This window comes from Streptomyces sp. CB02056 (genome assembly GCF_001905545.1).
GTDB lineage: Bacteria > Actinomycetota > Actinomycetes > Streptomycetales > Streptomycetaceae > Kitasatospora.
Genome location: NZ_LIPD01000020.1, coordinates 13,653 through 25,315, shown reverse-complemented (window position 1 = coordinate 25,315; position 11,663 = coordinate 13,653). Strand labels below are relative to the sequence as shown.

Sequence of the window (11,663 nt, the reverse complement as noted above, 5' to 3'; positions counted from 1 at the left end):
GCGTAGGCGGTCGCCGCCGGTGCCGCTGTGGCTGTGGTGGTGGCTGCGCCTCAGACCGCCGGCACGTGGAAGAAGGTGTCGCGCGCGGCGATGCGGCCCTGCGGCGTCATCCGGAAGAAGTCCGCGAACCGCAGCTCGACCTCGCCGCCGTCGTGCAGCACGCCGCGGAACAGGCCGTGCACCGCCACCTCGCCGCCGGTGGTGACCACGGTGGCCAGGGTGTGGGTGCCGGAGCGGATCACCCGCTGGTCGCGGTAGAAGCGCTCCAGTGCGGCGTGCCCGACCATGGGCGGGTACCCGGGGCGGTGGTAGCGGGCGTCGGGGGTGAACAGGGCGACCAGCGCGGGCACGTCGCCGGCGTCGACCAGCCGGTAGTACCGGCGGACCTGGGACTCCGCCGGCGCTACGGCGGTCGGTGCTTCCGGTGTCGCGGGCGGTGCCGGGGTGTCGTCGGGCTGGGAGGGGGTGTGGACCATGCCGAAGGTGCTTCCTGTGATCGCCCTCAGGGGCTCAGGGTCGGGTACGGGGTGAGAGGACCGGTACGGACGCGGCGTCCGGGGCCTCCTCCAGGGCTTCGACCAGGCGCGCCGGGGTGGGTGCCTGGAACAGGGCGCCGAGGGTGAGGTCCCGGCCGAACCGCACCCGCACCCGGTTGACCAGCCGGGTCGCGAGCAGGGAGTTGCCGCCGAGCGCGAAGAAGCCGTCGTCGACGCCCACCTCGGGGCGGCCGAGCACCTCGGCGAACAGCGCGCACATCGTCCGCTCCGCCGGGGTGCGCGGCCCGGGCCCGGACGGTGCCGGCTCGGGGTCGGGGACGGGCAGCGCGGCCCGGTCGATCTTCCCCCTGGGCGTCAGGGGGAAGGCGTCGAGCACGACGATCGCCGAGGGCACCATGTAGTCCGGCAGGGCCGCGGCGGCGTGCTCCCGTACCGAGGCCGGGTCGAGCGCCGGGTCTGGCCCCGGGGCCCCGGCCGGGACGACGTAGCCGATCAGACGCCGGCCGGAGGAGGCGCCCGGGCCGGCGACCACGGTCGCCTGGGCGACGGCGGGGTGCCCGGCCAGGACCGCCTCGATCTCGCCGAGTTCGATGCGGAAGCCGTGGAGCTTGACCTGTTCGTCCGCGCGGCCGAGGAACTCCAGCTCCCCCTCGGCGTTCCAGCGGACCACGTCGCCCGTGCGGTACATCCGCTCGCCCGGTTCGCCGAACGGGCACGGCACGAACTGGGCGGCCGTCCGGCGGGGGTCGTTCAGGTACCCGCGCGCCACGCCCGCGCCGGCGACGTACAGCACGCCGGCCACCCCCGGCGGCACCGGGGACAGCGCCTCGTCCAGGACGTACACCCGCCGGTTGTCCACCGGCCGGCCGAGGGGGACGACGTCGGGCACGGCCTGGCCGGGGCGGAGCACCCGGCGGGTGGTGAACGTGGTGGCCTCGGTCGGGCCGTACCCGGCGACCACCACGGAGTCCGGGCAGCGGTCCAGGACGCGCCGGACCGCGTCGGCCGGCACGATGTCGCCGCCGGTCCACACCTGGCCGACCCCGGCCAGCGTGCCCGGGGACTCCTCGGCGAACACCCGGAACAGCCCGGCCGTCAGCCAGAGCGCGCCGACCCGGTGGTCGACGATCTGCCGGTGGAGGTCCGCGAGCGCCAGCTCGCCGGGCGGGGCCACGACCACCCGGCCGCCGTTGAGCAGCGGCACCCACCACTCGTAGGTCGAGGCGTCGAAGGCGTGCGGGGAGTGCGCGAGCACGCGCGGGCCGTCCTCCTCGTGCCAACAGCCTTGCGCGGTCAGGCTGATGACGTTGCGGTGACTCAGGGCCACGCCCTTCGGCGTGCCCGTGGAGCCCGAGGTGTACAGGACGCAGGCCAGGTGGTCCGGGCGCAGCGGCACGACGGGGTCGGTGACCGGCTGGTCGGCGAGGCCGGGGTCGGCGTCGACGACGACCCCGGGGGTGCCGAGGGACGGCGCATGCTCCCGGGTGGCCCCGTGGGTGAGCAGCATCGCCGCCCCGGTGTCGTCCAGGACGCGGCGCAGGCGGGCCGCCGGGGCCCGGGTGTCCAGCGGTACGTAGGCGCCGCCGGCCTTGGTGACCGCCAGGACCGCCACCACCACGTCGACGGAGCGTTCCATGAGCACGGCCACGGTGCTGTCGCAGCGGACGCCGAGGGCGATGAGCCGGTGGGCCAGCCGGTTGGCCCGGGCGTTCAACTCGGCGTAGGACAGGGTGGTTTCGCCGCACACCACGGCGGGCGCCTCGGGCCTGCGCGCGACCTCGGCCGCGAAGGCCGCGGGCACCGTCGGGTGCGGCAGCGGCAGCGTGGTGCGGTTGGCGGCCACGACGGTCCGGTGCCGTTCCCCGGGGGTGAGGAGGTCGGGCCGGCCGATCGGCCGGTCCGGGTCGGCGGCCACCGCGTCCAGGAAGCGGAGGAACCGCTGCTGGTGGGCGGTGAGTTCGGCCTCGGTGTAGAGCGCGGGGTTGGCGTCGAGGTCGAGCCGGGGCTCGGTGCCGTCGGAGCGGTCGTAGACGGAGAAGGAGAGGTCCTCGACCGGCCCGTTGGACAGGTTGTGCACGGTGGCCCGGACGCCCGCGAAGTCCAGGTGGTAGTAGAAGGACATGATGTTGACGACGGGCCCGAACAGGACCCGCTCCGAGCGGGCCGGGTCCAGTTCCCTGCGCAGGTCCTCGCTGCGGTGGCGCTGGTGCCCGCGCTGGGCGGCGACCTCCTCGGCCACCTGTCGCGCGAGCGCGGACAGGCTCTGCTCGGGGTGGACGCGCAGCCGCAGCGGCACCACGTTCGCCACCATGCCGGGGACGGCCGGCGCGGCGGAGCCGGTGCGCCCGGTCACCGGCATGCTGAGCACGATGTCCCGTTCGCCGCTGAGGCGGTGGAGGTACGCGGCGACCGCGGCGGTGAAGGCGGTGGGCCAGCTCGCCCCGGCGGGTCGCGCGGCCCGCCGCAGCGCGGCCAGGGTGGGCGCGTCGAGGCTGCCGGTACGGCGCAGGAAGCCGTCCGAGGCGGGCGCCGAGCGGCTGGCGAGGCTGACCGGGTCCGGTCGTCCGGCCAGCCGGGACGCCCAGAACTCCCGGTCCCGCTCGGGCTGTTCGGAGGCGTGGTAGGCGGCGTCGTGCGCCAGCAGGGCGCTCAGCGGCCCGAAGGCCGGCCCTGCCCCGGCCCGGCCCCCGACCAGTCCGGTGTAGGTCTTGGCGACGCGGCGCGCGATGAGCGACATGCTGAAGCCGTCGACCACGATGTGGTGGACGCGCTGGTACCAGAGGAAGCGGTCCGGTGCGACGGCGAACAGGGCCTGGCGGAACAGCGGGTCCCGGGTGAGCCCGAGCGGGGTGGACAGGTCGGCGCGCATCCAACGCTCGGCCTCCCCCAGCGGGTCCGGCGTCGAGGTGAGATCGACGTGGTGCATCGTCCAGTCGGGCAATGGGGTGACGACCTGCCGGGGGCCGTCGGCGCCGTCGGTGAGGCGGACGCGCAGGGACTCGGTCTCGTCCACCACGCGCCGTACGGCCGTCTCGAACAGCTCCGGGTCGATCGGCCCGGGGATGTCCACGTACTCGCCGGTGTTGTAGGCGGGGCTGCCGGGGCGCAGGTGGTGGGCGAACCAGATGCCGGACTGCGCCGACGACAGCGGCAACTCGTGTCGGTCGCTCATCCGAGCTCCTCCAGGACGGCCGACAGCGCGTCGGCGAAGCGGGCGACGTGCGGCGGCGACAGCATGTCGTGGTGGTTGCCGGGGACCTCGACCACGCTCAACGCCCCCCGGGTACGGTCCCGCCACCGGGCGGGGACCACGACCGGGCCGCCGAGTTCGGGGTGGGTCTCGGCGCTGGTGAACAGGTGGATCGGTGTCCGCAGCCGTGCCGTCGACCGGTAGCGCCGGGCGGCGGCGCCGTTGGCGGTGAACACCCGTGCCATGCGCCGCAGTTGTTCGGTGCGCACGTGCGAGGGAAGGTGCTCGCGGCCGTCCGCGTCGTGGAGCAGCAGGGCGAGGGCGGCCTCCTCGTCGAGCTCGTGGAGGTCCCCGCCTTCCCTGGCGGCGGCTTCACCGGTGGACGCGGGCGCTCCGACGTCGATGATCCCGAGGAACCCCGGGGGGTTCCCCTGTTCCTCCAGCAGGCGGGCCAGCTCGAAGGCGACCAGCCCGCCGAAGGACCAGCCGGCCAGCAGGTACGGGCCGTCGGGCAGGACGGACCGCAGCTCCCGCAGGTAGCGTTGCGCCTGCTCCTCGACGGTGGCCAGGGGCGGCTCGTCGGTGTTGTAGCCGACGGCCTCCAGGCCGTAGACGGGCCGGGCGGCGTCAACCGGGGATTCGGCGAGCCGCTCGGTGAGCTGTCCGGCCAGGTGGAGGAAGGAGCACACGTCGCCGCTCTGCGGGTGCACCAGGATCAGCGGCGCCCAGCGGCGGTCCCCCTCGGCCAGCGGAACGACCAGTCGGCGCAGGGCCCGCGCCGCGTTGGGCAGTTCCGCGCACAGCCCCTCGACGGTGGGGTGGCGGAACACCGTGTTCAGCGGCACGGTCACCCCCCACTCCCGCCGGACGGCCTCCACCAGCTCGACCGCCCTCAGGGAGTGCCCGCCCAGCGCGAAGAAGTCGTCCCGGACGCCGACCCGCGGGGTGCCCAGCACGCGCTCCCAGATCCTGGTCATCAGGAGTTCCGGCAGGTCCCGTGGCGGGAGCGCACCGGCCGCGTGGTCGTGGCGGGCGGGCTCGGGCAGGGCCCCGCGGTCCACCTTGCCGTTGGTGGTCAGGGGGATCCGGTCGAGCGCGGTCAGCGTCGTGGGCACCATGAACTCGGGCAGGGTCTCGCGCAGGGCGCGCCGCACGGCCGCCAGGTCAGCAGGCCCGTCCTGCCACACCAGGTAGCCGGCCAGTTCGGCGTCCGTCCCGCCGCCGCGCACCGTCACCGCGGCCCTGGCGACACCGGGCTGCGCGCACAGCGCGGCCTCGATCTCGCCCAGCTCGATGCGGTACCCGCGGATCTTCACCTGCTCGTCGGTGCGGCCGAGGAAGACCAGGCTGCCGTCCGGCAGGTACCGCGCCAGGTCGCCGGTCCGGTACAGCCGGCCGCCGTCCGCGCCGAACGGGTCGGGCACGAAGCGCTCGGCGGTCAGCCCCGGCCGGTTGGCGTACCCGCGGGTGACGCCGACCCCGCCGATGTGGATCTCCCCCGGGACGCCGACGGGCACCGGGGCGCCGGCCGGGTCCAGCAGGTAGATCCGGAGGTTGCCGAGCGGCCGGCCGATCGGCACGGACCCGCCCGGCCGGGCCAGGTCCCGGTCGGCGTCCACCCGCCGGGTGACGCAGCCGACGGACGCCTCGGTGGGACCGTAGCCGTTCCAGAGCGTGGAGACCCGGTCGAGGAGCCGCCGGGCCAGGGCGGGCTGGAGCGGTTCGCCCACGCAGATCGCCTGGAACCGGCCGCCCTGCCAGCCGCCGTCCAGCAGCAGGAGCCAGGTGGCTGGGGTGGCCATGAGCGTGGTGACGCCGAACTCGCGCATCATCTCCGTCAGGCGCGGGCCGTCGACCGCGACCTCCGACGGGGCGATCACCACGCTCGCGCCCCAGGCCAGCGGCATGAGCACCTGGGGGACGATGACGTCGAAGGAGATCGAGGCCACCGAGGCGACGACGTCGGACCCGTCGAGGTCCAGCTGGCGGCCGCGGACCACCAGGTAGTTGACGACGCCCTCGTGCGGGACCAGCACGGCCTTGGGGCGGCCGGTCGAACCGGAGGTGTAGATCGAGTACGCCAGGTTGGCGGGCGTCGCGAGCGGCGGCAGCCGGTCCTCGGGCAGGGCCGCGACGAGCGGGGCCTCGGCGTCCAGCCACACCGTCTCGGCGCCGTGCTCCGGCAGCCGGTCGGCCAGGGAGCGCCGGGTGAGCAGCAGCGGCACGTCGGCGTCGGCGAGCATGAACGACATCCGCTGGGCCGGGAGGTCCGGGTCCAGCGGCAGGTAGGCGGCGCCCGACTTGAGGACGGCCAGCAGGGCCACGACCAGCTCCGCCGAGCGCGGCAGGCAGACACCGACCAGGCGTTCCGGCCGGGCTCCCCGGGCTCGCAGGTGCCGGGCCAACTGATTGGCCCGGCCGTCGAGTTCCCGGTAGGTCAGTCGCTCGCCTCCGCAGCGGACCGCCACCGCGTCGGGGGTCAGCCGGGCCCGCTCCTCGACCAGCTCGTGCACGCAGAGGTCGGCGGGGAAGGGTTCGTCGGTGGCGTTGGCGGCCACCAGCAGCGCCTCGCGCTCGGCCTCGGTGAGCAGGTCCAGGCGGGAGACGGGACGGTCGGGGTCGTCGGCCGCGGCGTCCAGCAGCCGGAGGTAGTGGCCGACCAGGCGCTCCACGCTCGCGCGGTCGAACAGCGCGGTGTCGAAGGCCACGGTGCCGGTCGTCCCGCCCGTCCCGGTCGTGCCGTCCGGGCCGCTCGGCCGGTCGGCGATCACCAGGCTGAGGTCGACCTTGGCCGTGCCGTTGTCGACCTCCAGCTGTTCGACCTCCGCCCCGGCCAGCCGGAGGGAGGCGGTCGGGTCGGACAGGCCGGCGACCATCACCTGGAACAGCGGGTTGCGGTCGAGGCCGCGGGCCGGCCGCAGCTCCTGCACCAGCCGCTCGAACGGCACGTCCTGGTGCGCGTAGGCGTCCAGGGCGGTCCGGCGGACCCGGTCGAGCAGCTCGGCGAAGCCCGGGTCGTCCGCGAGGTCGGTGCGCAGGACCACGGTGTTGATGAACGAGCCCACCAGCGGGTCGAGTTCCGGCCGGGTGCGGCCCGCGACCGGCGTGCCGACCGCCACGTCGGACTGCCCGCTGTAGCGGGCGAGCAGGGCCTGGAACCCCGCCAGCAGGGTCATGAACATCGTCGCGCCGTGCCGCCGGCCCAGCACCCGCAGCCGCTCGGCCAGTTCCTCGGGCACCGTGAAGGTGATCCGCTCGCCCCGGCCCGCGCGGACCGGTCCGCGCGGACGGTCGGTGGGCAGGTCCAGCGGCGACAGCCCGGACAACTGTGCGCTCCAGTAGTCCAGTTGGCTCTGCAGGCGGTCACCGGAGAGCCGGGCCCGCTGCCAGTGGGCGAAGTCCGCGTACTGGATCCGCAAGGGCGGCAGCTCGTGCTCGCGGCCTTCCAGCCGGCTCCGGTACATCGCCGACAGGTCGTCCCACAGCAGCGGCATCGACCAGCCGTCGACCGCGATGTGGTGGACGACCACCACCAGGAGGTGCTCGTCCTCGTCGACCCGCAGCAGCGACGCGCGCAGCAGCGGGGCGGCGGCCAGGTCGAAGGGGCGCAGGATCTCGGAGTGGACGAGGTCGAGGGCGAGTTCCGTCCGGCGTTCCGCGGGCTCGGTCCGCAGGTCCGTGACGGGCAGGTCGACCGGCCGGGCCGGCTCCACCGAGGGGACGGGGCGGCCGTCCTCCTCGGGGAAGGCGGTGCGCAGGACTTCGTGGCGCCGCACCAGCTCGGTGAGGCCATGACCGAGGGCGGCCACGTCCAGCGGGCCGCGCAGCCGGAAGACCTCGTGGACGTTGTACAGCGCGGGGCCGTCGGACAGCCGCTCGATCAGCCACATGCGTTCCTGGGTGAACGACGGCACCCGCGCACCCTCCGGGCGGGGCGGGACCGCGGCCTCCGGCTCGCCCTCGGCGGCCCTGGTCCGGGCCGCGCGGACGCGCTGGTCGAGCAGGGCGCGTAGGCCGGCCCGCGTGGAAGCGGTCGGCTGGCCGGACTCGGGGCGACTGTGCTGTGCCTTCACGGGTGACGGGCCTTTCCGGCGGGGAGCGGTTCCGCCTCGGCTTCGCCGAGGTCCGCCAGCAGCGCCGCGTCGATGCCGTCGGCGAGTTCGGCGACGGTCGGGTGGTAGAAGAGCAGGACGACCGGCAGTTCGAGGTCGAGCGCCCGGCCGAGTCGGGACATGACCTTCGAGGCGAGCAGCGAGTGGCCGCCCAGCTCGAAGAAGTCGCTGTGCACGCCGTCCGGGGTGACTCCGAGCACCTCGGCCCAGGTCTCCAGCACGAGGAGTTCGGTCTCGGTCTCGGCGGCGCCGGCCTGGGAGGCATCGGGCCGCGGGGCCGCGGGGTGCACGGTGGGAGCAGAGGCGCCGGCGCGGAGGCCGGGCGGGGTCTGCCAGGCCGAGATCGGCCGCTCGGGAGCGCCGACGAGGTGGTCGAGCAGCGCCGTGAAGCCCTCGGCGAGCCGGCGCACCGTGTCGCGCTCGAAGAGGTCGGCCGCGTAGCGGATGACGCCGGTGAGGCGGTCGCCGAGGTCCGTCAGGGAGACCTCGATGTCGAACTTGGCGACGTCGTTCGGTATCTGATGACTGCTCACCTCCAGCCCAGGAAGGCCGGACGGGAGCGCGGGCGGATCCTCCAGCTGGAACATGACGGTGACCAGCGGGTGCTGGCCGAGGTCGCGTTCGGGCCGCAGCTCCTGCACCAGCCGCTCGAAGGGGACGTCCTGGTGGGCGTAGGCCTCCACCGCGCACCGCCGCACCCGGGCGAGCACGTCGGTGAATCCGGGGTCGCCGGACAGGTCGGTGCGCAGGACGAGGGTGTTGACGAAGAAGCCGACCAGCGGCTCCACCTCGATCCGGGTCCGCCCGGAGATCGGGGTGCCCACCGTCACGTCGTCCTGTCCCGTGCAGCGCGCGAGCAGGACCTGGAAGGCGGCCAGCAGCGCCATGAACGGCGTCACCTCGTGGGTGCGCCCCAGTGCGCGGATCCGGTCGGCGAGGTCCGCCGGGATCTCGATCGCGACCTGGTCGCCCCGACCGGACCACGCCGCGGGGCGCTCCCGGTCCGTCGGGAGCACCGACGGGACAAGATCGGCCAAGTGCTCTCGCCAGTAGTCGAGTTGGCCTTGCAGCGCGGTTCCGGCCAGGTGGTTCCGCTGCCAGTGCGCGAAGTCGGCGTACTGGACGGGCAGGTCCGGCAGGGCGATCGGCCGGCCGTCGACGGCGGCGCCGTACCCGGCGGAGAACTCCTGCCACAGCACCGGCAGCGACCAGCCGTCGCAGGCGATGTGATGGATCACCAGGACCAGCAGGTGGTCGTCGGGGGCGACGCGGATCAGTCGGGCCCGCAGCATCGGGGCGGCGCCGAGGTCGAAGGGGGCCGCCAGGTCGGCGGCCACCAGCTCCCGGGCCCGCTGCCAGGCCTGTTCCGCCGGGGTGTGCGCCAGGTCGGTGATCGTCGGCACGAAGGTCTCGACCGCCTCCGTGACGTGGCACGGGCCGTCCTCGGAGTCGGCGATCCTGCCGCGCAACACCTCGTGGCGCCGCACGACGTCGGTCAGCGCCCGGACGAGCGCCTCCTGGTCCAGCCGGCCACGCAGGCGGACCGCGGTCGGGACGTTGTGGTCCGGCAGGCCCGGCCGCAACCGGTCGAGGAACCACAGCCGTTGCTGGGCGAAGGACAACTGGGTCGGAGCGTGCGCGCTCCGATCGGAGCCAGGCATGACGGATCCACCTTTCACGGCGATCGGGAGCGCTAAAGCACCCCGGAAATCCCCTCGCCGATTCGCTTCTTCGCGAACAGTACGGCGGATACTAGGCAGCTCCCGTCTCACTCCGCAAGACAGAGAAGGGGGTCGAAGGCATCAGGACAATCTTTACGCCAGACCCCGCTAATCCTTATGTAGATTGAACACGCTCGACGGCTAGCATCCGCGCGCCCGACCGCTACACCCTCCCTGACGTGCCGTCATGGTGCAGATCGAGCACACCACTTCCGTGGACGAGCGCCACGTGATAATTCTTCTTTCGCCGGGAAGGCGGCCGGACGGGCCCCTTTCGTGTCGGCCCTTCATTGTTCCGAAAAAGATCGGTGAACCCGTTGCATGAACTCATCCGTTGTCCATAGAGCCCACCCCGTTGCATGAACTCGGAGAAGTCATGATGCAGCAGCCAAGCCTGGTGGGTTCATTCGTCTCGCACGCCACCGACCACCCCGGTGATCCGGCCCTGGTGTGGCACGGGGAGGAGACGACCTACCGCGAACTCCACCGGGCGGCGGAGCGGGAGCGCCTGCGGATCGCCCGGCTCGCCCCGGACGGCGACGAGCCGATCGGCATCCCGGCCGCCAAGTCGCCCTCGACGATCGCCCTGGTGCTCGCCTGCCTGCTGGAAGGGCGGCGCTTCCTGCTGCTGCCGGCGCCCGTACCGGAGGGCGGGACCGCCCACGCGCCGGCCGAGCGGGCCGGCATCCGGCACGTCCTCTCGCCGGAGGACCCCGGTCCGGACGCCGGGGAGCGGTCGGCCGAACCGAAGCCGCCACGCGCCACGGAACCCGCCGACGTCTCCTTCATGTTCACCACCTCCGGTTCCACCGGGCAGCCGAAGATCGTGCCGCTGAGCACGGGCGCGGTGGACCGCTTCACCACCTGGGCCGGCGAGCGGTTCGGCATCCGTCGGGGAACGACGGTCCTCAACTACGCGCCGCTCACCTTCGACCTGTGCCTGCTGGACATCTGGGCCACGCTCAAGCACGGCGGCCGCGTCGTCCTGGTCGATCCGGCCCGGGCCACCCAGCCGGGCCACCTGCTGGACCTGCTCTCCCGCCACGAGGTCCAACTCGTGCAGGCGGTACCGATGTTCTACCAACTGCTGGTGGACGCGACCGCGCAGAGCGGCCGCCGGCTCGGCACCGTCGAGCACGTCGTCTTCACCGGCGACAGCCTGCCCGCCCGCTGCCTGGCCGAGCTGCCGCGCCTGTTCCCCGGCGCGCGGCTCCACAACGTCTACGGCTGCACCGAGACCAACGACAGCTTCCTGCACGAGGTCGACGGCACCGAGCCGCCGGACGGCCCGGTGCCGATCGGGCGCCCGCTGCCCGGGGTCCACGCGGTGATCGTCGGTGATGACGGCAGGATCGTGACCGGGCCGGGCACCGGCGAACTCCACGTCGCGACGCCCTTCCAGACCGACGGCTACCTGGACCGGAGCCAGGACGCCGGCAGGTTCGCGACCCACCACCACGACGGGGAGACCCGGCGCTACTTCCGCAGCGGCGACCTCGTCCGGCGCGACGAGGAGGGCCGCGTCACCCTGGAAGGCCGCAACGACCACCAGGTCAAGGTCCGCGGCACCCGGGTCAACACCCACGAGGTCGAACAGGTGCTGCTCGACCACCACGAGGTCGTCGAGGCGGCCGTGGTGGCCGTACCCGACCCGGTGGCCGGCCGCCTGCTGCGCGGCCTGGTCCGCCGCGCCCCGGACAGCCGGCTGAACTCGCTGGCGCTGCGCCGGCACTGCGCGCAGCGCCTCCCGCTCACCGCCGTCCCCTCGACCCTGCGGATCGTGGACGACCCGCTGCCCAGGACGTCCACCGGAAAGATCGACCGCGCGCCCGTCGAGCGCGCCTGCTCCCCCTCCCAGCCCACCGAAGGAACGGCCACGTGAACCACGCCGCGGTAGTCACCCAGTTCATCATCGAGGAGTTCCTGCCCGACGTCGGCCCGAACGAGCTGGACGCCGACTACGACCTCGTGGACGGCGGGGTCATCGACAGCCTCGGCCTGCTCAAGACGATCGCCTGGCTGGAGGACCGCTTCGACGTGCGCGTCGAGGAGTTCGACCTCGACCCGGACAGCTTCCGCTCCGTCGGCTCGATCAGCAGGTTCATCGACCAGGCCCAGCCGCAGCGGACGGACGCCCTCTAGT

The 11,663-nt window shown here is 73.9% G+C and carries 6 protein-coding genes; 2 read left to right on the top strand and 4 right to left on the bottom strand.

Translation table 11 applies throughout. The annotated features are described in order from the left end of the window. Positions 1–50: 50 nt before the first annotated feature. From AMK13_RS36340 to AMK13_RS36325, 4 genes are read right to left on the bottom strand one after another with little or no spacing between them, the layout of a single operon-like run. Entirely contained in the window at positions 51–476 is a 426-nt protein-coding gene (locus tag AMK13_RS36340; protein ID WP_074005834.1) for a nuclear transport factor 2 family protein, read from the bottom strand. A gap of 34 nt (positions 477–510) precedes the next feature. Beyond that, positions 511–3,669, bottom strand: coding sequence for a non-ribosomal peptide synthetase (locus tag AMK13_RS36335; protein ID WP_074005833.1), 3,159 nt, complete (start codon positions 3,667–3,669; stop codon positions 511–513). Beyond that, positions 3,666–7,760 (bottom strand): non-ribosomal peptide synthetase, encoded by a 4,095-nt coding sequence (locus AMK13_RS36330; protein WP_079272834.1) that lies wholly within the window; start codon positions 7,758–7,760, stop codon positions 3,666–3,668. The genes AMK13_RS36335 and AMK13_RS36330 overlap by 4 nt, the downstream gene beginning before the upstream one ends. Continuing rightward, entirely contained in the window at positions 7,757–9,460 is a 1,704-nt protein-coding gene (locus AMK13_RS36325; protein WP_074005832.1) for a condensation domain-containing protein, read from the bottom strand. Before AMK13_RS36325 ends, AMK13_RS36330 begins: the two co-directional genes overlap by 4 nt. Before the next feature lie 436 nt (positions 9,461–9,896). Here AMK13_RS36325 and AMK13_RS36320 point away from each other — a divergent pair, with 436 nt between their 5' ends. After that, positions 9,897–11,402, top strand: coding sequence for an AMP-binding protein (locus AMK13_RS36320; RefSeq protein ID WP_074005831.1), 1,506 nt, complete (start codon positions 9,897–9,899; stop codon positions 11,400–11,402). Continuing rightward, positions 11,399–11,662, top strand: coding sequence for a phosphopantetheine-binding protein (locus AMK13_RS36315; protein ID WP_074005830.1), 264 nt, complete (start codon positions 11,399–11,401; stop codon positions 11,660–11,662). Before AMK13_RS36320 ends, AMK13_RS36315 begins: the two co-directional genes overlap by 4 nt. The last annotated feature ends 1 nt before the right edge of the window (position 11,663 follow it).

Bases quoted from the DNA above. Each gene is read 5' to 3' on its own strand.
- AMK13_RS36335 (WP_074005833.1), bottom strand. From the start codon at position 3,669: ATGAGCGACCGACACGAGTTGCCGCTGTCGTCGGCGCAGTCCGGCATC.
- AMK13_RS36325 (WP_074005832.1), bottom strand. From the start codon at position 9,460: ATGCCTGGCTCCGATCGGAGCGCGCACGCTCCGACCCAGTTGTCCTTC.
- AMK13_RS36340 (WP_074005834.1), bottom strand. From the start codon at position 476: ATGGTCCACACCCCCTCCCAGCCCGACGACACCCCGGCACCGCCCGCG.
- AMK13_RS36320 (WP_074005831.1), top strand. From the start codon at position 9,897: ATGATGCAGCAGCCAAGCCTGGTGGGTTCATTCGTCTCGCACGCCACC.